Raw genomic sequence first — 23,354 nt, 5'->3', positions numbered from 1 at the left:
AATACAGAAACTGATACACTAGTGTAGCGATTAAATTACGTTGAGCGCTTTAAAGCCATGGTACGTTTTACTGAAAAACCAAAGGATATCAATAAGGTATTAGCCCATAGCTCGCTAGCAACCCAACAGCAGCAGGTTAAACTGATGCAACAGCTAAATACGGTATTAGCACAAGTATTACAGCTTGAGCAGCTTAGCTTTTGCCGAGTAACCACTATTCGTGACGGTAGAGCCATAATATTATGTAGCTCGCCGACTTGGCTTACTCGACTTAAAATGCAGCGCGACGCTATTCTAGACAATTTTCGCAAGAAAATCTTGCCTGATTTAGCAGGGATTGAAATTGAAGCTTCGCCAACAGGGCAAACTCGACAGTTTAAGGTTGAAATTGCTCAGCCTACTCTAGTGCAGCACAGCTTATCTAAGCAAGCTGCTGAGGCGTTATTGGCAGTAGCGGAAGGCGCAGATGGTAAGCTAAAACAAGCCTTACTAAATTTAGCTAATAATAGAACCAAGTAACGGCTTACTAGATACAAAAAAGTCAGTTAAGGCTGTGGCTTTAACTGACTTAATAAAGAGAGTTAGTTTAAACTTTTGCTTAAGCTAGTTGTGGTGCTAAATATGAAATTGGCATCTCTTCTTTATGCTCGAAGGTAACAAATTCCCAGTTTTCTTGATGAGCTAAAACTTCACATAGCAATTGGTTATTTAAAGCATGGCCAGTTTTAAAACTGCTAAATTCGCCTAAAATGCTATGACCTGCCATATATAAGTCACCTACAGCATCAAGTATTTTATGCTTAATAAATTCATCTTCATAACGTAAGCCATCTTGATTTAATACTCGGTATTCATCTAAAACTACCGCATTATCAAAACTGCCGCCTAAAGCTAAATTATTAGCGCGTAAATATTCTACTTCATGCAAGAAACCAAAAGTACGGGCACGGCTTATATCTTTAATAAAGCCAGCAGCTGAAAAGTCTAGTTGCATATGCTGCACGGTTTCGGAGATCACAGGGTGATCAAAATCAATGGCGAAATCAATTTTAAAACCGTGATAAGGCTTAAACTCTGCCCATTTATCACCGTCTTCTACTCGCACTGCTTTTTTAATCCGAATAAACTTTTTAGCTAAACGCTGCTCGGTGACACCGGCTTCAAGTAGCAAGTAAACAAAAGGATTAGCACTGCCGTCCATTATTGGAATTTCTTCCGAATCAACTTCAATAACTAAGTTATCTATGCCCAATCCCGCTACTGCTGCCATTAAATGCTCAGTAGTAGACAAACGGACGCCGTTTTCATTAATTAAACAGGTACACATCACCGTATCACCTACCAGTTCTGGTGACACTTTAAAGTCAACTATAGGGTTTAGATCTACACGGCGAAACACAATTCCTGTGTTATCAGGCGCAGGCCGGAGAGTAAGCGTAACCTTCTCGCCTTTGTGTAACCCAACCCCAATAGAGCTGACAATTTTACTAATTGTACGTTGTTTAGTCATAATTTAGCCCTACTCAAAAATTAAGCACCCTTAACCAAAACGGCGGCGAAGCATAGCATAACTTGGCCATTTTACCAAATTCTAATGAACAACCGCTTAATAGCAGTACAGTTTTACCTGCACAGCCTAAGCTGTTAGCGCTCATAACTCACACTAAGCACTCAACACTATCAATTAGTCTGCTTGTTTACGCAAAAATGCTGGAATATCAAAAATATCTATATTCGTTTTGCTTTCTGCTTGTGCCTTAGCTGTTGGTTGCTGCTGAGTATTCACATGGCTATGGGCTTGCGTTTGCACTTGCTGCTGCTCAACACGTACCGTTTGCGTTTCTGACTGCAAGGCATTACCACCAGCAGTACCATACACAGGACGGCTAGTTTCAAGCTGACGGCTACTTTGCACTAAGCTAATATCAGGGCGACGCTCTGCACCAATACCGGTAGCTACTACAGTTACCCGCAACTCATCGGCCATCTCGGTATCAATTACCGCACCTACAACAACAGTCGCATTTTCTGAAGCAAAGGCTTTAACGGCATTACCAACGATTTCGAATTCTTCAATACTAATATCTAGGCCAGCAGTAATGTTGACTAAAATACCTTTAGCACCTGATAAATCGATATCTTCTAGTAACGGGCTAGAAATAGCTTGTTCTGCGGCTTCTTCTGCTCGGTCTGGCCCTGAAGCACGGCCACTACCCATCATAGCAGTGCCCATTTCCGCCATAACAGTACGGACGTCTGCAAAGTCGACGTTGATTAAACCTGGGCGAGTAATTAACTCGGCAATACCTTGTACTGCACCTAATAATACGTTATTAGCCGCTTTAAAAGCATCGAGTAAGCTAGTGCCTTTACCTAATACTTTTAATAACTTGTCATTAGGAATAGTGATTAAAGAGTCAACATGCTTACTTAATTCTAAAATACCTTCGTCAGCATAAGCAGTACGCTTTTTGCCTTCAAATGGGAAAGGCTTAGTGACCACAGCAACAGTCAAAATGCCTAGCTCGCGGGCAATTTCTGCTACTACTGGCGCTGCGCCTGTACCTGTGCCACCACCCATACCGGCAGCGATAAAGATCATATCAGCACCTTGGATAGTTTTTTTGATATTTTCGCGATCTTCTTCTGCTGAACGACGGCCAATTTCAGGGTTAGCTCCGGCGCCTAAACCTTTAGTGACAGTTGCCCCTAGTTGTAAGGTGATATTAGCAGATGAATTACGTAATGCTTGTGCATCGGTATTTGCTGCTATAAATTCAACACCTTCAATATTGCTGGCAACCATATATTCAACAGCGTTACCGCCGCCGCCGCCAACACCTATTACTTTAATTACAGCTTCTTGGCTGTGGTTTTCCATTAATTCAAACATAGCTCTCTCTCCGTTGTTTTTACGCTTTGCTGCTTAAAACTCACCTTTAAACCAGCTGCTGATCCGTTTAACGAAACTGCTAACTGTACTGCGCACATCGGCATTTTTTTTCTGCTCTGTGCGTGCATCCTTGCCGTATAACAATAACCCGACCACACTGGCGTAGGCCGGATCTTGTACATACTCTTTTAATCCGCTGATATGCATAGGTTGCCCTACACGTACCGGCATTTGAAATATATCTTCAGCAAACTCAACTGCACCTTCCATTTTGGCCGTGCCGCCTGTAAGCAGTATTCCTGCTGCAACTTGCTCCTCTAAGCCTGAGCTGCGAATTTCTTCTTGTACCAGTTCAAATAATTCTTGATAACGTGGCTCAACCACTTCAGCTAAGGTATGGCGTGACATTGAACGTGCGGGTCTGCCACCTACGCTTGGTACTTCAATACTTTCTTCTTTACCCACCATGCTACGCAGCGCGCAAGCATACTGCACTTTAATATCTTCTGCATGACTAATTGGCGTGCGGAATATTTTAGCGATATCACTCGTTACTTGATTTCCTGCCACTGGGATCACAGCAGTATGGCGTAAAGCACCATTAGTAAAGATGGCAATATCTATAGTGCCACCGCCAATATCGACTACACAGACACCTAGTTCTTTTTCATCATCAGTTAATACGGCATAACTAGAAGCTAAAGCGGTAAAAATAAGCTGATCAACTTGTAAGCCACAACGCTCTACACATTTTTCAATATTTTTAGCCATATCATTAGCGCAAGTAATAATGTGCGCCTTGGCTTCCATCCGTACGCCTGACATGCCTATAGGGCTTTTAATTCCCTCTTGCATATCAACTGAATATTCTTGCGGTAAAACGTGCAGCATTCTGCGCTCTGCAGAAATAGGCACCGATTTAGCGGCATGGATAACATTTAATACGTCTTCTGCGGTAACGTCAGTATCATTAATTGGCACCATACCACTTTCGTTTTGGCAGCGGATATGTTTACCAGAAATACCTAAATACACTGATGAGATATGGCAGTCGGCCATAAGTTCAGCTTCATTAATTGCCCGCTGCACCGCTTGCACCACTAAATTAAGATCATTAACACCGCCTTTATCCATGCCGCGAGAAACATGGGTACCTACGCCAACTATGCTTAAGCGATTATCAGCGGTGATCTCGCCTACTACCGCTTTAATCTGCGCAGTGCCTATATCTAACCCTACGATTAAATCTCGTTCTAAAGACTTGGTCATGCTTTTCTCTTCGTCTGATTATTGCTGTAACGCACAGCTATACCGGTGTCGTAGCGTAAATCTACTTCGCTAACGGGTTCAGTTTTATATTTGCTAATTACCGGATGCAGTTCCACAAAACGCTGCACCCGTTTTAATATATCTTCGCGCCCTAATTTTAAGGCTATGCCATCGCTTAAGGTTAACTGCCACGAAAACCGCTCCGTTAAGGTTAAGCTGGCTGGAGTATACTGATACAATGCCAGTAAACCTTTAATATGCTCAAACATAGCCAAAGCATCTTGCTGGCTACCTTCAGGCCCTGTTAGTAACGGCAGCTCTGCTGTTAGCTCTTGAATAGGCGCCGTAAATAAGTCGCCCTGTTTATTAATTAATTGCTGCTGATTCCAGCGCGCTACTGGCTGTTGCTCTGTTACTACCACGACTAAAGCATCTGGCCATTGTTTACGAACGGCCACCTGATATACCCAAGGTTGCTGTAATATAAACTCTTGCACCTCTGCCACATCTACCCAAAAAAAATTACCTACATACTGATGTTGTAACAGCTGGTGTAAACTACTGGCTTCAATCTGCTTAAAATTGCCATACAATTTAACCTGCTGCACTGGCGCAGCTTGCTGGCCTTGTAACCAAGAGTGAGCCGCTACCCCTAGCCATATAACGCCTATAACCGAACAGACGAAAAACACCAAGCCAGCATAGAATGCTGCAGGTTGTTTGCCATAAGTGTTCGGTTGCTGACTCATTTAGACATTAGCTCCGTTTTACTAGTAGTGTGGCTATCTGCTTGGGCTAAAATTGCCACAACTAGCTGCTGAAAACTCATACCAGCAGCTTTAGCTGCCATAGGTACTAATGACTTTTCTGTCATACCTGGCACTGTGTTTACTTCTAATAAATAATGCTGGCCTGCGCTATCCATCATCAGATCTACTCGGCCCCAACCACTGGCACCAACTGCTTTAAATGCTTGTAAGGCACATTGTTGCATTAATGCAGTTTGCTCGGCTGAAATAGGTGCCGGGCATAGATATTCAGTGGTATTGGCTTGATACTTAGCATCGTAATCATAAAAGTCATGAGGTGTACGCATTTCTATAATGGGTAGCACTTGATCGTTCACAATAGAAACCGTAAATTCACGGCCACTGATCCAACGCTCAATTAAGATTTCTGTATCATAAACTAAGGCATTTTTTACAGCTTGCTCTAGCTCTGCCACGTTGTTAGCGGCACTCATACCTATACTAGAACCTTCATTAGCTGGCTTAACCATAACTTTGCCACCTAAGTCTGCCAGTAAACTAGCAAAATCAGTGTCTTGACTATGTACTACAGCAAAAGGCGCGGTAGCCAAGTTTTGGGCTTGAAATAAGCGCTTACAGCGAATTTTATCCATAGCTAAGGCTGAACCTAAAACACCGCTACCGGTATAAGCTAACCCCAGTGTTTGCAAGGCACCTTGCATAGTACCATCTTCACCGCCGCGACCATGTAACACAATAAATACCTTAGTAGCACCACTGGTCACTAGCTCGGTTATAGGTTGCAGCTTAGGATCAAAAGCAAAAGCATTAACGCCGCTGGCGAGTAAAGCATTTAACACAGCGGTGCCTGAGCGTAATGAGACTTCGCGCTCTGCAGAATGTCCACCCAATAATACGGCGACTTTTTCTGTCATACAGTGGCTCCTATTGTTTGCTTTAATTGCTGAATATTTAATTGCATAGCGACTAATTGTTTAACTAAAAAGCCAATATTGCCTGCACCTTGGGTAATTAATACATCACCATCTTGCAATACATCGGCAATATTACTAGCAAGCTCGGCTGGTGTAGCAACATAGATAGGATCTAGTTGGCCTCGGGCGCGAATAGAGCGGCATAAACTGCGACTATCAGCCCCCGTAATTGGGGCTTCACCTGCAGCATAGACTTCTAGCAACAATAAACTATCTACGCTTGATAATACTTTAATAAAGTCTTCATACAGATCGCGAGTCCGGCTATAGCGATGCGGCTGATAAGCCATCACTAAGCGTCGCTCTGGCCAAGCAGCGCGCACAGCGGCAATAGTCGCCGCAACCTCAGTTGGATGATGGCCATAATCATCCAGCATTAAAACTTTACCCTTACCAGTCTCAAACTCACCATATTGCTCGAAGCGACGACCAATACCTTCAAATTGCTGCAGTGCAGTTAAAATTGCAGTTTCACAAATGCCTTCATCTACAGCTAAAGCAAAAGCGGCTGTTGCATTTAAAGCATTATGCTTTCCTGGCAAATTCAGTTGTACTTGGCGTTGCTTACCACTGGGATCGGTGATTGTAAAACGAGTTTGCGTGCCTAGCTGGGCAAAATCACTGATCACAAAATCAGCATCGGCACTAAAGCCATAAGTTAAAATAGTCCGACCAATTTGTGGAATTAACTCGCGTAATACTGGATCATCTAAACAAATTACCGCTACACCATAAAAGGGTAAATTATGACAAAACTCGATATAAGTTTCTTTCATTTTTTCAAAGTCGCCTTGGTAGGTATCCATATGGTCGGCTTCGATATTAGTCACCACTGAGGTGAGTGGTTGCAAATGTAAAAATGAGGCATCGCTTTCATCTGCTTCTGCAATTAAATAACGCCCCGCGCCTAACCGGGCATTAGAGCCAGCTGAATTTAATAAGCCACCAATAACAAAGGTTGGATCTGTACCAGCTTCGGCAAAAATAGAGGCTAATAAACTTGTGGTAGTAGTTTTACCATGAGTGCCAGCAACCGCAATCCCGTGGCGAAAACGCATCAGTTCGCCCAGCATTTCAGCACGACGCACTACAGGTATACGTAAAGCTCGAGCAGCACTAATTTCAGGATTTTCTGGATTAATAGCACTGGATACAACTACAACGCTGGCTCCGGCAATATAATTAGCACTATGGCCAAAGTGTACCACTGCACCTAGCTCGGCTAAGCGCTCTGTTGTTGCGCTTGGCGCTATATCTGAGCCAGATACGTTATAGCCTTCATTTACTAAGACTTCAGCTATCCCCCCCATGCCGGCACCACCTATGCCAACAAAGTGGATACGTTCTACACGGCGCATAGCAAGTTTTTGCTGTTGAGGTGCCTGATTCATATCGTTGTTCCTGTTACGGGCTGCGCCACAACTTGCTGACAAAACTGCACCACACTTTGCGTAGCATTATCTAAGGCGCAGCTCTTGGCCGCACTAGCAAGTTGTTGTAATGGGGTTTTATCTGTTAACCATTGCTGTAATAAAGGCAGCAAGTTGGCAGCCGTTAATTCTGTTTGTTTAAGCACTAATGCTGCATCTTGCTGGCTTAACCAGTTAGCATTAGCCGTTTGATGATCATCAATCGCATTAGGTAGCGGCACAAAAATGGCTGCCACACCTGCACTGGCGACTTCACTTACGGTTGAAGCGCCAGCCCGACAAATAACAATATTAGCCCAGCGGTAAGCTGCGGCCATATCATCAATAAATGCTGCCACAGTAACGCTTAACCCTGGCTGAGCCAGTGCTTTATACTCTGCAGAAGTTGCTGCTAACAAGGCGCTGCCGGTTTGATGCTGAACATTTATCTGGCCAGAAGCTGCTGCCGTAGCAAAAATAGCGGGTAATTGCTCATTTAAAGCTTTTGCCCCTAAGCTGCCACCAATGACTAAAATATTTAAACTGTTATCTGCTAGCACTTTGCTAGCTGCTGGTGTTAAAGCAGCATCAATTAATTCTGCCCGTACTGGGTTACCCACTAGCTGTTGCTTAGCTAAAGTTGGAAATGCTGTTGGAAAAGCGACTAAAACTTGTTTAGCAAGTTTTGCCAGTAACTTATTAGTTGTGCCCGCTACCGCATTTTGTTCATGAATAATTAAAGGCACTTTTCTTAACCAAGCCGCTAAGCCACCTGGTCCACTAGCATAACCACCAAAGCCTAGCACAACATCAGGCTGAACAGCTTTGACAACACTTAAAGATTGCCACACTGATTTCAGCAACATCCAAGGTGCGGTTAATAGCGATAATTTGCTTTTGCCACGTAAGCCAGAAATAGTAATGCTATGAAAAGGTATACCAAATTGAGGCACTAGTTGCGCTTCCATTCTGTCTGCACTACCTAACCAATGCACTTGCCAGCCCAGCTCTAACAAAGCCATAGCAACAGCTTTAGCTGGAAAGATATGGCCTCCGGTGCCACCGGCCATAATTAAAATACGGGGTGAATGGATTGATTTAGGCATGGCGGCCACCACTAATGGCCTGACGGCCTTTTAAGCGAGCTTCAAAGTCAATCCGAATTAATAAGGCGGCTGCAATTAACATTACCACTAAGCTACTGCCACCCGAACTGACGAAAGGTAAAGTTAAGCCCTTAGTTGGTAAGGCACCAGTTGCTACACCAATATTAACTGCCGATTGAAAGCCAATCCAAATAGCTAAAGCGTAGGCTAAAAAGCCATGAAAACTCATATTTTTGGCTAAAGCCCGCTGGCCAATGCGTAAAGCGCGGTAAACTAAAGTAAAGAGTAAAGCCAATAAAATAGTCACGCCAACAAAGCCGGTTTCTTCGGCTATAACGGCTAAAATAAAGTCAGTATGAGCCTCTGGTAAGTATTCTAACTTTAAAATGCTATTACCCAAGCCTTGACCAAACCAGCTACCGCGGCCAAAAGCCATTAAAGATTGGGTTAATTGATAACCACTACCAAAAGGATCATCCCAAGGATCAAGAAAAGCTGTAACACGTTTCCAGCGATATTCACTATAAAAAATCAGGGCAAAAATTAACATTAAACCGGTAACAATCAATAAGCCAAACTGCCAAATTCGAGCACCCGCTAAAAACAGCAAGGCTACTGTGGTAGCAAACATGACAATAACAGTGCCTAAGTCTGGTTGCATTAGTAGTAAACCAGCAAAAACAACCAGCATAATTAATGGTTTTAAAAAGCCCTTAAAGTTCTCTCGTACTTGTTCATGCCGGCGTACTAAATAACTAGACAAATAGACAAAGAAAAACAACTTAGCTGGCTCAGCGGCTTGAATACCAACCGGCCCCAAAGACAACCAACGGGTACTACCATTAACATTTTTACCAACTAGCAAAACAGCAACCAGTAACACTACTCCAGCAATTAATAACAATAAGTTACTGTTATGCCACCACTGCACTGGCACAGATAGTACTAAGATTGATAAGCCAATTCCTATGCCGATATAAATTAAATGACGAATAGTAAAGTGCAATTCGTTATCAAACAAACGCGCGGCTACAGGCACTGACGCACTCGTGACCATAACTAAGCCTAAGCATAAAATAACCATTAATAGAACAAGAAACAGCTTATCGTAGGCCGCAGCATCATCGGCTTGCCACCAATTTACTAGCTGCTGCAAGATGTAAGCTATTGGATTAGGCCAAACGGTTAAGCTTAATTGTTTCATAGCAGAACCGCCTTAACCGCTTGGGTAAACTGCTCGCCGCGGTCTGCGTAGCTAGTAAACATATCTAGGCTGGCACAGGCTGGCGATAGCAACACCATATCACCCGACTTTGCCAATTTAGCCGCAGCTTCAACAGCAGCAACTAAACTTTTAACCTCTATACTATTAGCTTTTAATCTTGCTATTGCTGGGCCATCTTTACCTAAGGTAATAAGCTGCTGCACCTCGCGCTGCAATACTGGTTGCAGCTCGGTCATATCAGCACCTTTGCCATCACCACCGGCAATTAAAATTAAGTTGCCTGCTATGCTGGGTTTTAAACCCGCTATAGCAGCTAAAGTCGCGCCTATATTGGTTGCTTTAGAATCATTAACCCAACGCACACCTTTGTGCTCTAGCACTAAACTACAGCGATGAGCTAAAGGCGTAAATTGTTGTAAGGCTGTAATTAAACCTTGGCGATTAGCACCTGCAGCTAAAGCTAAAGCTGCGGCAACTAAGGCATTAAATTGATTATGAGCACCAAATAAGCTCATTTTCGCCACTGGCAGTAAAGCTTCACCTGCTACCTTTAACCAAGCTTTGTTATCTAGCAGGGTAATACCATAATTTGTCTCTGCTAGATTAATGCCTAAAGTCTGCTCCGCCTGCAGCGGCTTAGTAGCTGCATCATCTAAATTGTAAACAGCAAGTTTAGTTTGCTGATAGACTTGTTGTTTAGACTGGGTATAAGCCGCCATATTGCTATAGCGATCTAAATGATCGGCACTAATATTAACAATACAGCTAGCTACACTAGTTAAGGAGGTCGTAGTATCTAACTGAAAACTAGATAGCTCTAACACAAAAACATCTATATTTTTTTGACTAATAGCATCAAGTACTGGCAAGCCAATATTACCAGCCGCTAAAGCGTTAATACCGCTATGTTGCAGCATGGTTTCTACTAGTTTAGTGACGGTAGATTTACCGTTAGAGCCGGTAATAGCAATAATAGGCTTTTGACAAAAGCGGGCAAATAGCTCTACATCACCTACAAGCTCCACACCTTGACCTACAGCAAAGCGGATTGCTGGATGGCTTGGTGCTAACCCAGGGCTTAGCACTATCATATCCATTTTAGCTAAGCGATTTGCATCTAGCTTGCCTAAATAAATGCCATCTACTTTATCTGCTGCAATTTGCTCTATAGCTGCAGGTTTAGCTCGGCTATCCATTAATACTGGTTTAATGCCTAAGCTTTGTAAAAAGCGCACAGTCGCCAGACCTGAAAGGCCCAACCCTACTACTGCAATCCGCTTTTTAGCTAAACCTTGCATCATTTTTTTATCTCAATTTTAAGGTGGCTAAGCCAACCAATACAAAGATGATGGATAAAATCCAAAACCGAACAATTACTCTCGGCTCTGGCCAACCTTTTAATTCATAGTGATGATGAATAGGCGCCATGCGAAAAATTCGCTGGCCGCGCAGCTTATATGAGCCCACTTGTAAAATAACTGACAGGGTTTCCATCACAAAAACACCGCCCATAATAAACAGCACTATTTCTTGACGAACTAAGATGGCAATCACGCCTAATACAGCGCCTAAGGCTAAAGAGCCAACATCACCCATAAAGACTTGCGCTGGGTAAGTGTTAAACCATAAAAAACCTAAGCCCGCGCCAATAATGCCGGCACAAAGCACCACTAGCTCACTAGCATGGGGCAGATAAGGAATATTTAAATACGCAGAGAAATTAACGTTACCGCTAACATAAGCAATAAGGGCAAAGGCTGACGCCACCATAATAGTAGGCACTATGGCTAAACCATCTAAACCATCTGTTAAATTAACCGCATTACTGGTGCCAACTATGACGAAATAACTTAGAGCAATGAATAGGATCCCTAATTGCGGCATTACATCTTTAAAGAAAGGCACTAATAATGCCGTTTCAGCTGGGCGTTCAGCGGTTAAATATAAGAAAAATGCCGTAATAATAGCAAAAGCCGATTGCCAAAAATATTTCCAGCGAGCAATCAGGCCATTAGGATCTTTACGGATCACTTTACGGTAGTCATCGATAAAGCCTACCGTGCCAAAGCTTACTAACACAAACAGCACTACCCAAACATATTTATTGCTTAAATTGGCCCACAACAAACTACTAATAAGCACTGAGCCTAAAATTAATAGACCACCCATAGTAGGCGTACCGCGTTTAGAGAAATGGCTTTCTGGGCCATCGTTACGCACCACTTGGCCAATTTGCATTTTTTGTAAATAAGCAATTAACTTAGGACCAAAATATAAGCTGATTAATAACGAGGTTAAAACACCCAAAATAGCTCTAAAGGTCAAATAACTAAAAACGTTAAAAGCGTTGTAGTATTGGGTTAAGTATTCTGCTAACCAAACTAGCATGGGTTAATCTCCTGCTGACAACTTTCTAGCAAGTCTTGCACAACTAACTCCATCTTCGCACTACGCGAACCTTTCACTAGTAGAGTGACTTTCTGCTGTTCATTAATGGTAGCGAGCAAGCGTGAAACTAAGGCTTGTCGCGAGCTAAAGTGAGCGCCTTGCTGCTGCAGCAAGTCACTGGCGCTGTTAGATAACACGCCAAGGGTGAACAACAGATTAATACCGGCTTTTTTAGCATATAATCCGACTTCTTGGTGGTATAAGCGCGCATCAGGGCCTAACTCTCCCATATCACCTAGCACTAAAATTTGTGTTCCTGAATATGAGGCTAATAAATCAATTGCTGCCTTTACTGACTCGACATTAGCATTGTAGCTATCGTCGATAATGCGTAATTTAGGGCTAAGTTGTAAAATATTGGTCCGGCCTTTAACGGCTTTCATGTTAGCTAAACCTAATTGCACATCAGCTAAACTGGCGCCTAAACAGATACTAGCTGCTGCAGCTGCCAGCGCATTATTAATATTATGTTTGCCGGGCAATGCCAATTTGACCGCTATTTGGCCTTGTGGGCTGTGCAATATAAACTGAGCACAGCCATCTAAAGCGAGCGTAATCTGGCTGGCATAATAATCTGCTTGTTGATTGCTGTGCTGGCTACTAGAAAACTGCAGCACTTTTACCCCGTTAAGTCTTTGCAGCCAAAACTCAGTGAACTCGCTATCTGCTGGAATAATGGCTACGCCGTTAGTGGTTAAGCCCGTAAATATTTCTGCTTTTGCCGTCGCTACCCCAGCAATACTACCAAAGCCTTCTAAATGCGAAGCCGCTACATTAGTAATAATAGCCACATCAGGTTTAGCTAAGGCTGTGGTATAAGCAATTTCGCCTTGATGATTAGCACCTAACTCTAATACTGCATACTTATGCTGCTGGGTTAATTCGAGTAAGGTTAACGGCAAGCCAATATCGTTATTAAAATTGCCCTTAGTGGCTAACACTGAACCTGAGCGGCTTAAAATAGCTGCGATCATTTCTTTAACTGTGGTTTTACCGGCACTACCAGTGACAGCAACGCTTGCTAAGCCTAGTTTAGCTTTTACCGCAGCAGCCAACTGACCTAAAGCGACCCGACTATCAGCAACAATAATTTGACTTATCTCAACCGCAACAGGTCGTTCAACAATTACCGCTGCCGCCCCTTGGGCTTTAACATCGGCAACAAAATTAGCAGCATCAAAATTAGGCCCTTTTAACGCTATAAATAACTGACCTGGACTAATATTACGGCTATCAGTACTGACACTAGTAATAATAGCATCAGCGCCGACTAAGCGACCTTGGACTATTTGCGTAATATCTTGGCAACTTAAGCTAATCATAGCGCTAACTCCGTTACCAACTGCTGGACATAAGCCCGTTCGTCATAAATTAATTGTTGCTGGCCAATAATTTGTAAAGTTTCGTGACCTTTACCGGCTATCAGTACAATATCTTCAGGCTGGGCACTAATTAGCGCCAGCTTAATAGCCGCTTGCCGGTTTGGCTCTATTTGATAATAAGCATCTGCGCTCATACCCGCAGCAATATCGGCACAGATGGCTAATACATCCTCACTACGTGGGTTGTCAGCGGTAATAATCACATGATCGGCGTACTTTTCTGCAATTTGGCCCATTAAAGGCCGTTTTCCTTTATCTCGATCTCCACCACAACCGAACACACACCAAATATGGTTAGTACTATGCTGTTTTAACGATATTAATGCTTGTTGTAACGCATCTGGTGTGTGGGCATAATCAATAACTGCAGTAAACTCATGCTCACAAACAAACTGCTCCATGCGACCTGGTACAGCTGTCAGTTTTTCTGCAGCTTTAACTAAGCTAGCTAAGTCGTAACCAAGTAATTGCATACTGCCTATAGCAGCTAAAACGTTTTGAATATTAAATTCGCCTAATAAGGGTAAGTTAAGGCTATAACGTTCATTTTCCGTACTAACAACAAATTGATAACCACTTGGCGTGGCTAAAACATCAGAATAAGCTAAAAATCGGCTAAAACCTTGGCATTGCTCTGGATTGCCATAAACAAGACAAGGCAAGCTTGTCGTCTGAGCTAACTGACGGCCAAATTCATCAGCAACATTAATTACTGCCGATTGCGCCATGTCTGGCTGAAATAATAAAGCTTTTGCTGCACCATATTCCTGCATACTGCCATGATAATCTAAGTGATCTCGGGTTAAATTTGTAAACACCGTAACCTTAAATTGTAAGCCGGCTAAACGCTGCTGGGCTAAAGCATGAGAAGATACTTCCATCGCCACTAAATCAGCCTGCTCAGTTTTGGCTTGGCTGATTATTCTTTGCAGATCAATAAAATGTGGTGTGGTATTAGCAAGCGGCGTTAAATGCTTAATATTGCCATAGCCTAAAGTCCCAATAACCTGAGCTTTACGCTGAACACTTAGCGCTAATTGGTTAATAAAAAATGCTACGCTGGATTTGCCATTAGTACCAGTAATGCCCACTAAATCAAACTGCTCAGTTGGCTGTTGGTAAAAACTGGCCGCTAATTCTGGCAAGATTTTAATTAACTGCGGCATCACTACAATCCGCGCATCAGCATAGTGACCGCTCTCGGTTAGCACTAAAGCGGCGCCTTTAGCTAAGGCTTGTTCTATATAGATATTGCCATGCTGGGCTAGCCCCGGAATAGCAATAAACACATCGCCTGCTTTAACTTTACGGCTATCAAGCTGTAACTGATTTACCATCAAATCAGCGGGTAGTAAGTAAAACGGGGCTAACCATTTAGCTGCATTAACCGGCATTGCCACCTCCGATTAAAGATAGTTGAGCTTGTTCTGGCGCATCAGGCGCAATATTTAATAGCTGCATGGTAGCGGCCATTATTTTAGCAAAAACTGGCGCTGCAATTTCGCCACCGTGGTAAAAGTCACCTGCCGGTTCATTAATCACCACAACGCAGGCTAGCCTAGGCTGTGAAATAGGGCCAACACCAACAAAAGAAGCAATATAATCTTCACCATAACCACCGGTGATGGCTTTACGCGCCGTACCTGTTTTACCGCCAACACGATAACCGCGCACTTGCGCTCTAGTAGCTGTCCCGCCTGGCAACACATTAGCTTCCATCATTTCTAGCATGGCTAAAGCATTTTGCCGGCTAAGTACTTGTTCACCAGGTTGAATTTGCTCTGTTTTTAAAATACTCAGTGGCCGACTAATACCGCCATTAGCCATAGTGGCATAAGTACGTACTAACTGCGCAGCAGTAACGGATAAACCGTAGCCAAAGGATAAGGTAGCACGCTCAAAGTCAGACCAGCGATGACGATGGCTTAACATGCCGCTACTTTCGCCGTTTAAACTCAAGCCGGTATCTATACCTAAGCCCATATTTGCGTATAGATTTAACACATGCTCAACCGGCATAGATAAAACTAGCTTACTGACGCCAACGTTACTAGAGCGGCGGATAATACCGGTTAAATCTAAGGTTTTATTATTGACGCCATCCCGAACCCAGCTGCCGCCTACCCGCATATAACCTGGATTGGTATCTACTTTTGCATCTAGGCTAGTGGCACCAAATTCTAAAGCACTTAACACTGCTAGCGGTTTCATAGTCGAGCCCGGCTCGAAAGTGTCAGTAATGGCTCTGTTACGGAATAAATAAGCAGGGGCGTTACGTCTGTTATTGGGGTTAAAAGAAGGGCTATTGACCATAGCTAGCACTTCACCTGTTTGCACATCTACTACCATAGCCGAACCAGAAGTAGCACCATAAGACAACACTGCCGACTTTAATTCACGGTAAGTGACAGATTGAATACGCTGATCAATGCTTAGCTGTAAGTTATTGGCTTTTTCTGCTTGTTCGCGGGCAACAACTTCTATTTCTCGGCCTTTGGCGTCTTTACGGATAACCTTGCGACCTTCAGTACCGGTTAAATAATCATTAAAGCGCTTTTCAATGCCTTCAACTCCAACATCATCAACATTGGTAAAGCCTATTAACTGGCCCGTCACTTCACCTGCAGGATAATAACGACGCGATTCTTGCCGAAAGAAAATACCCGGCACTTTTAATTGCCGTACATAACCGGCAACAGCAGGGTTAACTTGACGTTGTAAATACACAAAACGGCGCTGAGTATTGCTGCCAATTTTGTTTAATAATTCGGCTGGTGTTAATTGTAAAATTTCAGCTAGTGCATGCCAACGCCGCTCATCTGCTGCAGCATTTTCTTCAATAACAACTTTTGGATCGGCCCAAATAGCTTCAACCAGCACGCTTACGGCTAATTCTTCGCCATGACGGTCTACAATCATACCGCGCATAACACTGTCAGACTCGACGCGTAAACTGCGTCTATCACCTTGGCTAATTAACATATCCGGCTCTATTACCTGCAACCAAGCCGCTCGTGCGACTAAAGCAAAAAACACTGTAGTTAATAGCCCCATTACTAACGCAAAACGCCAGCTTATTACTGACGGTGTAGTTCTGGCTTTAGCCTGAGGTGTTTTTGTGCTTCGGCTCATGGCATTGTCACCCTAATGTCTTGAGCACCACTGGGCCTAATCATGTTTAACCGATGACGGGCTATATCCTCTACCCGACTATGCTCCGACAAGGCCCGCTGTTCTAATAATAAGTTGCGCCACTCAATATCTAACTGATCACGCTCATGATACAACTTGTCTTGAGTAGTAATTAATTGCCTATTTAAATGGGCAAATTGAACAATGGCTAAAGCAGTAATAATACAAGCTACTAATAACACCACAGCAAACTTTTGCTGCCATAACTGCTGGCCAATAAGACGAGGTAAGCTAATACTAGTCATAAGCTTGCCTCTGGGCTATACGCAGCACGGCACTTCGTGCCCTTGGATTAGCCACTAATTCTGCCTCTGAGGCTTTAATGGCTTTGCCAACAAGCGTTAATTCGGTGCGTTGCTGCATTTGAGCATTGGTTAGTGGAATGCCGCGCGGAACTGGCTCGCCTTTAGCGAAGCGGCGCATAAATTGTTTCACTAAACGATCTTCTAAAGAGTGAAAGCTAATTACCACTAAGCGGCCGCCCGGCTTTAATACTTTAAGTGCCGCATGCAAAGCCTGATTAACTTGCTCTAACTCACTATTAATATAAATACGAATAGCTTGAAAACTGCGGGTCGCGGGGTGCTTTTTCTCTTTATTGCTTTTTGGCACGCTGTCACTAATAAGTTTAGCTAGCTCAGCAGTACGGGTAAAAGGAGTTGCAACGCGAGCCGCAACAATAGCTTGGGCAATACGCCAAGCAAAGCGCTCTTCACCGTATTCTCTTAACACAAAGCTGATATCTTCCACATCAGCTTGGGCTAGCCAATCTGCAGCACTGATACCACTTGTTGGGTCCATCCGCATATCTAAAGGGCCATCGCGCATAAAGCTAAAGCCGCGATCGGCATCATCAAGTTGCGGCGAAGAAACGCCAAGATCTAATAGAATACCGTCAACTTTAGCTACGATATTTTGCTGCTCTGCAATATCGGCTAAAGCCGAAAAGGCGCTATGGGTAATGTGAAAGCGACTATCTTCTTTAAACGCTTCTGCGGTTGCTATGGCTGCAGGGTCACGATCAATGGCATATAAGCGCCCTTGTGGCCCTAATTGCGCTAAAATTGCTCTACTATGTCCGCCACGACCAAAGGTGCCATCCAGATAGCAACCATCAGGCTTGATAGCCAAGCCTTGAATTGCTTCTTCTAATAACACACTAATATGGGCTGAAGTAGTCATTTACAGTGAAAAGTCCTGTAATCGTTCTGATAATTCAACATCACCGGCTTGAGCTTGCTCTAGTGCTATATCTTCTGCTGCACGCTCTAACCAGGCTGTTTCATCCCAGATTTCAAATTTATTAAGTTGGCCAACTAAACGAATATTTTTATTTAACCCAGCATGATTTCGTAATAATGCTGGCAGCAAAATACGGCCATTTTTATCCATATCACAATCAGTTGCATGACCTAACAGTAAACGTTGTAAGCGCCGTGCTTTAGGATCTATGTTAGATAACCTATTTAATTTCTCTTCAATCACTTCCCATTCAGCTAACGGGTACAGCAATAAGCAATTATCGTGGATATCAATAGTGCAGATTAAATGGCCCTGACAATCAGACAGCAAGGTTTCACGGTAGCGTGCGGGTAGCGCTAACCGGCCTTTTGCATCTAATGTCAATGTAAATGAGCCACGAAACATTAAGTTGCCTGCATTATTTACTGTTCAATTTACGGCCTCTTGCTAGATAATTTTACTGCCGAATCACTTTTGACCCACAATTACCCACAATTCTCCACGAACCTACAGTTTAGGGTGCAGCTTTGTCTATTGTCAAGGTAAAAACCCTACTGATAGTCGGATATCTAAAGCGGTAAAAATAAGCGCTATAGCAAGATTAATAATTTGGTGGGATAAAGTGGGATAGATTAACGATTAAACAACTGTAGACAGCCAAGTAAGAATTAATATTAATCTGCTTAAAAGCAAAAACCGCTATTATCATTAATAGCGGTTTTATAAAGTAGGTGTGAGTTAGCCATTAAGCCGGGTTCTGTGCTCTGTTGCCAGAGTAGCAATCATTCCTCTAGGACTTAGGTCACCCTAAGCCTCAAGCAATCTACCCGCTCTCAGCGCGGGCCGCGCCAAAGAGAGCCTATTTGATCTTGCTCCGGGTGGAGTTTACCGTGCCACGAACTGTTGCCAGTCGCGCGGTGCGCTCTTACCGCACCCTTTCACCCTTACCTGTTCTCAGCCTTTGCGAACAAAGTTGAGCCATCGGCGGTATACTCTCTGTTGCACTAGTCGTAGGCTCGCGCCCCCCAGGCGTTACCTGGCACCCTGCCCTATGGAGCCCGGACTTTCCTCCCCTTGCTTACGCAAGCAGCGATTGCCTTGGCCAACTCACGGCGCGATTATACCCGATTTACTGCTCAGTACCAGCCCATTGCAAAGCGAGTTTATATAAAGCGTTTTTCTTTTCATTATGAATTTGCGCCGTAAGAGCAGCGGCTTTTTTTAGCGGCAGTTCAGCCAACAGTAATTGTAGAGTTTTTTGCACTTCTTCATTGATATCGCCATCAGATTTTGGCGTGGGCGCTATCATAAGTACCATCTCGCCTTGGCAGCGCTGTGGATCGGCTTCTAACCATGCAGTTATTTGCTCAGCTGTACCATATTCTAGGTGTTCAAAGGTTTTTGTCAGTTCTTTGGCTAAGACTAACTCACGCTCTGGACCAAACACTGCTGTTACGTCTTGCAATGTAGCTTTAATGCGCCTTGCAGTGTCATAACAAATAATAGTACCAACACCATTAGGCACAGCTGCAAGTTGGGCTTGGCGCTGTAAGCTTTTGGGCAGTAAAAAACCAATAAAGTGAAACTTATCTGTAGGTAAGCCCGCAGCACATAAAGCAGTAATTAAAGCACAAGGCCCAGGTATAGGGATAACGCGTACCCCCGCTTCCCGGCATTGCCGCACTAAAGTATAACCAGGGTCACTAATTAAAGGCGTGCCAGCATCTGACACTAAAGCGACAGACTCACCTGCTAAGCATTTATCAATAATGCTAGCTGCGCGTTGTTTTTCGTTATGGTCATGCAAGGCAATAGTACGGGTTGCAATAGCTAAGTGCTGTAATAAACGCCCAGTATGACGGGTATCTTCAGCAGCAATCCATTGCACCTGCTGCAAAGTACTAATAGCGCGTTGACTAATATCACCTAAATTTCCTATAGGAGTGGCAACTACATATAAACAACCAGTTTCTGTTATCATTTTCGATTATATATCGCTATTTATTTGAGCTTATCTAACACTGCCAGTAAGATAAGGCTATTATTTAACTATTATTTTAATATGGTACTGCGCATTGTGATTTCCAGCAAATTAAAGACCTTAATTTTTATCGGCTGCAGTAGTTTAATATTTGGTTGTGCATCAAATATCACTACAACAGATCCCAAGCAGCAGCCTGAGCAGAGCCAGGCTAGTCAAGAGCAGCTAGATAGCCCTTCTGCCCGAATCCAGTATAAATTAGCCACTCAATATCAGGCCGAACCACAGCACTATCATTTATTAAAGGCAGCCAGATTAGCTATTGCCGAGCAAGACTATTTGCTAGCACTAGCTATTAGTGAAAACTTAAAGCAAAGTCCCTACCCTAATATTAAAGCGCAAAATATCTTGCCGCTATTACAAGCTTATATTGCTACCGAACAGCACCAAAGCTTACAACTACTATTAAGAAACACTACTATCTCACAGATTGCAGAAGAAGATAGCGCTGAGTATTTATGGCTAAGTAGTCAATATTTAAGCCAACAACAACGACTGTTAGCTGCCAGCCGAAACTTATTATTGCTGGCTGACGTACCTAACAGCCAAACCACTTACCCTGAGCATATGGCGCTATTATGGCAAAACATTACCGCCTTAACTGATAACCAACTTCTTAGTTTGCAGTCTAACCCTAATAGTCCAAGTAGTAGTTGGCTAGCATTAGCCGATTTAAGTAGAAGACTGCTTGGTCAGCCAGAGCAATTACAAGCAGCTTATGCCGATTGGCAACAACGTAACCCTTGGATGCCACAACCACAAGCCATGCCAGAAACAGTACAGCAACTGTTATCGCTGCAACCCTTTCAGCCGCAAAAGATTGCCGTCTTGCTACCACTAAGTGGCCAATTTAGACAACATGCACTGGCTATTCAGTACGGTATTTTAGCGGCAGCTGCTAAAGCCCAATCCAGTCAAATTATTTTTATCGATAGTGAACAAAGCCCACAGCAGCTAGTAGAACAATTGACAGCAGAACAAGCTGATTTTGTGCTTGGGCCTTTATTAAAAAATCAAGTGGATACTATAAGCCAGCTAGAACAATGGATTTGGCCAACTTTATTTTTAAATAGCCAAGATAGCCAACTGCCTTACCACAACAAACACTTTTTCTTTGCCTTAAGTATGGAAGATGAAGCACAGCAAACTGCTTTATTATTTCAACAAAAAGATTATCAGCAACCTGTGGTCATTAGTGCTGCTAATAATATTAGCTTACGAATGCAACAGCAGTTTTCTCAGTCTTGGCAGCAGTTAGGCCATAAAGCTCCGCAGCTTTATCAATTTAATGATAAAGCTGATTTAGATACCTTAATTAATCAGTTATTAGAAACCGAACAAAGTAAGGAAAGAGTGCAGCAAATAGATAACTTAGTGCCAGTTAAGTTGCATAGCGACACCCATAGCCGCTTAGACATTGATGCAATTTATTTAATTGCCGACCCAGTGCAAACCCAACTGTTTAAACCTTTTGTCGATGTATCAGTAAGTGAAACAGCGCCAAGATTACCCATTTATGCTAGTTCTCGCAGCCATAGCACCGCCTTAGACAGTACCGAGCAACGTGATTTAAATGGCTTAACCTTTACCGAAATGCCTTGGATGCTACCATTGAAGACCAACCCGGCCTTACGCGAGGAATATCAACAGCTGTTCCAAACTCAAGATGAAAGCTTGCAACGCCTTTTTGCCATGGGCTTTGATGCCTACCGGCTAATTGGCAGCTTACGCCAACAGCAACAATTAAGCGCTATTGTCTTTCCTGGTTTAACCGGTCAGTTGCGTTTAAACAGCAACGGCAGTATTGTGCGGCAACTTAGTTGGGCTAAATACCAAAATAACCGTTTAGTAGCGGTACAAGAACCCTAAATCGTCATGAATAATCGCGGCCAGCACTTTGAATTGCTTGCTCTTGCTTATTTGCAACAGCAAGGCTTGCGTTTAATTCAGCAAAATTTTTTATGCAAAGTAGGCGAGATAGATTTAATTATGCAGCATGATAAGCAGCTAGTATTTGTCGAAGTAAAATATCGTGCTAGCAATGCCTTTGGTGGCGCGGCGGCTGCAGTAACAGTGGCGAAGCAAAAAAAGCTAATCCGTACTGCAAAATGGTATTTACAACAACACAACCTTAGCAATGCTGCCTGCCGCTTCGATGTTATTGCCATTGAAGGTCTTGAACCTTATCAGTATCACTGGATTCGCAATGCCATTAACTAGCCTACTTCAGATACAGGATTAATCCATGCAAGAACATATTCGCCAGCTATTTAGCGAAAATATCCAAACCATGATTGCCAGTGGCGAAAGCCTAGCACAGCCATTAGAGAATGCTGCTTTTGTCATGGTAAACAGCTTAATTAATGGCGGTAAAATAATCTGTTGTGGTGAAGGCTCTACTGCAGCATTAAGTAACCATATTTGTGCATTATTACTTGATCAGTTTGAAACTGAGCGGCCTTGTTTACCGGCTATCGCTTTACAACCTCACCACGCCAGCTTGCACTATAATCCGCAACGCGATAGTGATTACTTAGCGCGACAAATCAAAGCTATAGGCCAAGCTGACGATATTTTATTAGTTATTTCACTAACCGGCGCTGAACCTAGCTTAATTAAAGCAGTCGAAGCAGCATTAACTAATGATATGAAAATCATTGCACTTACGGTTGATAACAGTGGTGAACTCTCTGGACTACTTAATCAACAAGATGTTGAATTAAAAGTACCACCGCATCGCAGAGCCCGTGTTTTTGAATGTTACACATTTTTAGTACACAGCTTATGTGAACTGATAGATATGACACTTTTTCCGCAATAGGGAGCCTTATGAACACAACAAAATTGCTAAGTGTATTTGTAGTAGTCGCTATCTTACAAGGTTGCGCCGCTGCAGTTGTTGCTGGTGGTGCAACTGCTGTCACCTCAGCCAATGATAGGCGTACACTTGGTGCACAAATTGATGATAAAAACGTTGTCCTTAAAGCCCAACGCGCTTTAGCTGATAATCCTGCTACAGCCAATGGCAGCAATATTAATGTTACTAGTTATAACGGTGTTTTATTACTAACAGGGCAAACTGCAAGTGAACAGACCCGACAACAAGCCACTGCAACTGTAAAGCAAATCGCAGGTGTGCGCAGTGTACAAAACCAAATACGCTTAAGTAGCAATACCTCTATGACAACCCGTACCCGCGACAGTTGGATTTCTACCAAAGTAAAATCGCAGCTTTTGGCTGATAAAGAAGTCAGCGGTTTAAATATCAAAGTAGTAACAGAAAACGCTGAAGTATTTTTAATGGGCATAGTCAGCGAGCAAGAAGCCAATACTGCCGTCAATATTGCCCGCCATGTCGATGGTGTATCTAGAGTGATTAAAGCGTTTGAGGTTCGTTAACTAG

General features: G+C 43.2%; 22 protein-coding genes and 1 other RNA gene. 5 read left to right on the top strand and 18 right to left on the bottom strand.

Annotated elements, in window-relative coordinates; genetic code table 11:
- Positions 1-57: 57 nt before the first annotated feature.
- Positions 58-519 (top strand): DciA family protein, encoded by a 462-nt coding sequence (locus RDV63_RS05040; RefSeq protein ID WP_313908415.1) that lies wholly within the window; start codon positions 58-60, stop codon positions 517-519.
- Positions 520-598: 79 nt separating this feature from the next.
- On the opposite strand, the gene lpxC is transcribed toward RDV63_RS05040, so the two are convergent.
- From lpxC to rsmI, 18 genes are all read right to left on the bottom strand, one after another.
- A complete protein-coding gene (gene lpxC / locus RDV63_RS05035) occupies positions 599-1,510 on the bottom strand; it encodes a UDP-3-O-acyl-N-acetylglucosamine deacetylase (RefSeq protein ID WP_313908414.1) in 912 nt (303 codons plus the stop codon).
- A gap of 174 nt (positions 1,511-1,684) precedes the next feature.
- Positions 1,685-2,893, bottom strand: a complete 1,209-nt coding sequence (gene ftsZ, locus RDV63_RS05030) for a cell division protein FtsZ (RefSeq protein ID WP_313908413.1) — start codon at positions 2,891-2,893, stop codon at positions 1,685-1,687.
- A gap of 33 nt (positions 2,894-2,926) precedes the next feature.
- Complete coding sequence (ftsA, locus tag RDV63_RS05025) at positions 2,927-4,162, bottom strand: cell division protein FtsA (protein ID WP_313908412.1); 1,236 nt, start codon at positions 4,160-4,162, stop codon at positions 2,927-2,929.
- Positions 4,159-4,911 (bottom strand): cell division protein FtsQ/DivIB, encoded by a 753-nt coding sequence (locus RDV63_RS05020; RefSeq protein ID WP_313908411.1) that lies wholly within the window; start codon positions 4,909-4,911, stop codon positions 4,159-4,161. The genes ftsA and RDV63_RS05020 overlap by 4 nt, the downstream gene beginning before the upstream one ends.
- Positions 4,908-5,846 carry a D-alanine--D-alanine ligase gene (locus RDV63_RS05015; RefSeq protein WP_313908410.1) on the bottom strand — a complete coding sequence of 313 codons (939 nt, stop codon included), beginning with the start codon at positions 5,844-5,846 and terminating at the stop codon, positions 4,908-4,910. Before RDV63_RS05015 ends, RDV63_RS05020 begins: the two co-directional genes overlap by 4 nt.
- On the bottom strand, positions 5,843-7,297 hold the full coding sequence (gene murC / locus RDV63_RS05010) for a UDP-N-acetylmuramate--L-alanine ligase (RefSeq protein WP_313908409.1): 1,455 nt from the start codon (positions 7,295-7,297) through the stop codon (positions 5,843-5,845). Before murC ends, RDV63_RS05015 begins: the two co-directional genes overlap by 4 nt.
- Positions 7,294-8,421, bottom strand: coding sequence for an undecaprenyldiphospho-muramoylpentapeptide beta-N-acetylglucosaminyltransferase (gene murG / locus RDV63_RS05005; protein WP_313908408.1), 1,128 nt, complete (start codon positions 8,419-8,421; stop codon positions 7,294-7,296). Before murG ends, murC begins: the two co-directional genes overlap by 4 nt.
- A complete protein-coding gene (ftsW, locus tag RDV63_RS05000) occupies positions 8,414-9,625 on the bottom strand; it encodes a putative lipid II flippase FtsW (protein WP_313908407.1) in 1,212 nt (403 codons plus the stop codon). Before ftsW ends, murG begins: the two co-directional genes overlap by 8 nt.
- Entirely contained in the window at positions 9,622-10,947 is a 1,326-nt protein-coding gene (gene murD, locus RDV63_RS04995; protein WP_313908406.1) for a UDP-N-acetylmuramoyl-L-alanine--D-glutamate ligase, read from the bottom strand. The genes ftsW and murD overlap by 4 nt, the downstream gene beginning before the upstream one ends.
- A gap of 4 nt (positions 10,948-10,951) precedes the next feature.
- Positions 10,952-12,034 carry a phospho-N-acetylmuramoyl-pentapeptide-transferase gene (mraY, locus tag RDV63_RS04990; protein WP_313908405.1) on the bottom strand — a complete coding sequence of 361 codons (1,083 nt, stop codon included), beginning with the start codon at positions 12,032-12,034 and terminating at the stop codon, positions 10,952-10,954.
- Positions 12,028-13,416: a UDP-N-acetylmuramoyl-tripeptide--D-alanyl-D-alanine ligase gene (gene murF, locus RDV63_RS04985; RefSeq protein ID WP_313908404.1), complete on the bottom strand. Its 1,389-nt coding sequence runs from the start codon at positions 13,414-13,416 to the stop codon at positions 12,028-12,030. The genes mraY and murF overlap by 7 nt, the downstream gene beginning before the upstream one ends.
- Positions 13,413-14,870, bottom strand: a complete 1,458-nt coding sequence (locus tag RDV63_RS04980; protein ID WP_313908403.1) for a UDP-N-acetylmuramoyl-L-alanyl-D-glutamate--2,6-diaminopimelate ligase — start codon at positions 14,868-14,870, stop codon at positions 13,413-13,415. Before RDV63_RS04980 ends, murF begins: the two co-directional genes overlap by 4 nt.
- On the bottom strand, positions 14,860-16,608 hold the full coding sequence (locus RDV63_RS04975) for a penicillin-binding transpeptidase domain-containing protein (RefSeq protein ID WP_313908402.1): 1,749 nt from the start codon (positions 16,606-16,608) through the stop codon (positions 14,860-14,862). The genes RDV63_RS04980 and RDV63_RS04975 overlap by 11 nt, the downstream gene beginning before the upstream one ends.
- On the bottom strand, positions 16,605-16,913 hold the full coding sequence (gene ftsL / locus RDV63_RS04970; RefSeq protein ID WP_313908401.1) for a cell division protein FtsL: 309 nt from the start codon (positions 16,911-16,913) through the stop codon (positions 16,605-16,607). Before ftsL ends, RDV63_RS04975 begins: the two co-directional genes overlap by 4 nt.
- Positions 16,906-17,850 carry a 16S rRNA (cytosine(1402)-N(4))-methyltransferase RsmH gene (rsmH, locus tag RDV63_RS04965; RefSeq protein WP_313908400.1) on the bottom strand — a complete coding sequence of 315 codons (945 nt, stop codon included), beginning with the start codon at positions 17,848-17,850 and terminating at the stop codon, positions 16,906-16,908. Before rsmH ends, ftsL begins: the two co-directional genes overlap by 8 nt.
- Positions 17,851-18,315 (bottom strand): division/cell wall cluster transcriptional repressor MraZ, encoded by a 465-nt coding sequence (gene mraZ / locus RDV63_RS04960; protein WP_313908399.1) that lies wholly within the window; start codon positions 18,313-18,315, stop codon positions 17,851-17,853.
- Between the two features lie 325 nt (positions 18,316-18,640).
- Positions 18,641-19,020, bottom strand: an RNA gene (gene rnpB, locus RDV63_RS04955) — RNase P RNA component class A.
- Positions 19,021-19,039: 19 nt separating this feature from the next.
- On the bottom strand, positions 19,040-19,891 hold the full coding sequence (gene rsmI, locus RDV63_RS04950) for a 16S rRNA (cytidine(1402)-2'-O)-methyltransferase (protein WP_313908398.1): 852 nt from the start codon (positions 19,889-19,891) through the stop codon (positions 19,040-19,042).
- A gap of 96 nt (positions 19,892-19,987) precedes the next feature.
- Between rsmI and RDV63_RS04945 the strand changes: the two genes are divergently transcribed.
- The 4 genes from RDV63_RS04945 to RDV63_RS04930 are packed head-to-tail and all read left to right on the top strand — an operon-like array spanning position 19,988 to position 23,350.
- Positions 19,988-21,820, top strand: coding sequence for a penicillin-binding protein activator (locus RDV63_RS04945; protein WP_313908397.1), 1,833 nt, complete (start codon positions 19,988-19,990; stop codon positions 21,818-21,820).
- Between the two features lie 6 nt (positions 21,821-21,826).
- Complete coding sequence (locus RDV63_RS04940) at positions 21,827-22,171, top strand: YraN family protein (RefSeq protein WP_313908396.1); 345 nt, start codon at positions 21,827-21,829, stop codon at positions 22,169-22,171.
- 25 nt (positions 22,172-22,196) lie between these two features.
- The gene (locus tag RDV63_RS04935) at positions 22,197-22,772 is read left to right on the top strand and encodes an SIS domain-containing protein (RefSeq protein WP_313908395.1); all 576 of its coding nucleotides are present in this window, start codon (positions 22,197-22,199) and stop codon (positions 22,770-22,772) included.
- An 8-nt stretch (positions 22,773-22,780) separates the two neighbouring features.
- Positions 22,781-23,350, top strand: a complete 570-nt coding sequence (locus RDV63_RS04930; RefSeq protein ID WP_313908394.1) for a BON domain-containing protein — start codon at positions 22,781-22,783, stop codon at positions 23,348-23,350.
- Positions 23,351-23,354: the final 4 nt, after the last annotated feature.

The organism is Rheinheimera sp. MMS21-TC3, assembly GCF_032229285.1.
Lineage (GTDB): Bacteria > Pseudomonadota > Gammaproteobacteria > Enterobacterales > Alteromonadaceae > Alishewanella.
The sequence above is the reverse complement of the archived record's forward strand: the minus strand, read 5'-3'. Positions and strand labels throughout refer to the sequence as shown.

Coding starts and splice junctions, on each gene's coding strand:
- RDV63_RS05040 (WP_313908415.1), top strand. CDS start 58: ATGGTACGTTTTACTGAAAAACCAAAGGATATCAATAAGGTATTAGCC.
- lpxC (WP_313908414.1), bottom strand. CDS start 1,510: ATGACTAAACAACGTACAATTAGTAAAATTGTCAGCTCTATTGGGGTT.
- ftsZ (WP_313908413.1), bottom strand. CDS start 2,893: ATGTTTGAATTAATGGAAAACCACAGCCAAGAAGCTGTAATTAAAGTA.
- ftsA (WP_313908412.1), bottom strand. CDS start 4,162: ATGACCAAGTCTTTAGAACGAGATTTAATCGTAGGGTTAGATATAGGC.
- RDV63_RS05020 (WP_313908411.1), bottom strand. CDS start 4,911: ATGAGTCAGCAACCGAACACTTATGGCAAACAACCTGCAGCATTCTAT.
- RDV63_RS05015 (WP_313908410.1), bottom strand. CDS start 5,846: ATGACAGAAAAAGTCGCCGTATTATTGGGTGGACATTCTGCAGAGCGC.
- murC (WP_313908409.1), bottom strand. CDS start 7,297: ATGAATCAGGCACCTCAACAGCAAAAACTTGCTATGCGCCGTGTAGAA.
- murG (WP_313908408.1), bottom strand. CDS start 8,421: ATGCCTAAATCAATCCATTCACCCCGTATTTTAATTATGGCCGGTGGC.
- ftsW (WP_313908407.1), bottom strand. CDS start 9,625: ATGAAACAATTAAGCTTAACCGTTTGGCCTAATCCAATAGCTTACATC.
- murD (WP_313908406.1), bottom strand. CDS start 10,947: ATGATGCAAGGTTTAGCTAAAAAGCGGATTGCAGTAGTAGGGTTGGGC.
- mraY (WP_313908405.1), bottom strand. CDS start 12,034: ATGCTAGTTTGGTTAGCAGAATACTTAACCCAATACTACAACGCTTTT.
- murF (WP_313908404.1), bottom strand. CDS start 13,416: ATGATTAGCTTAAGTTGCCAAGATATTACGCAAATAGTCCAAGGTCGC.
- RDV63_RS04980 (WP_313908403.1), bottom strand. CDS start 14,870: ATGCCGGTTAATGCAGCTAAATGGTTAGCCCCGTTTTACTTACTACCC.
- RDV63_RS04975 (WP_313908402.1), bottom strand. CDS start 16,608: ATGAGCCGAAGCACAAAAACACCTCAGGCTAAAGCCAGAACTACACCG.
- ftsL (WP_313908401.1), bottom strand. CDS start 16,913: ATGACTAGTATTAGCTTACCTCGTCTTATTGGCCAGCAGTTATGGCAG.
- rsmH (WP_313908400.1), bottom strand. CDS start 17,850: ATGACTACTTCAGCCCATATTAGTGTGTTATTAGAAGAAGCAATTCAA.
- mraZ (WP_313908399.1), bottom strand. CDS start 18,315: ATGTTTCGTGGCTCATTTACATTGACATTAGATGCAAAAGGCCGGTTA.
- rsmI (WP_313908398.1), bottom strand. CDS start 19,891: ATGATAACAGAAACTGGTTGTTTATATGTAGTTGCCACTCCTATAGGA.
- RDV63_RS04940 (WP_313908396.1), top strand. CDS start 21,827: ATGAATAATCGCGGCCAGCACTTTGAATTGCTTGCTCTTGCTTATTTG.
- RDV63_RS04935 (WP_313908395.1), top strand. CDS start 22,197: ATGCAAGAACATATTCGCCAGCTATTTAGCGAAAATATCCAAACCATG.
- RDV63_RS04930 (WP_313908394.1), top strand. CDS start 22,781: ATGAACACAACAAAATTGCTAAGTGTATTTGTAGTAGTCGCTATCTTA.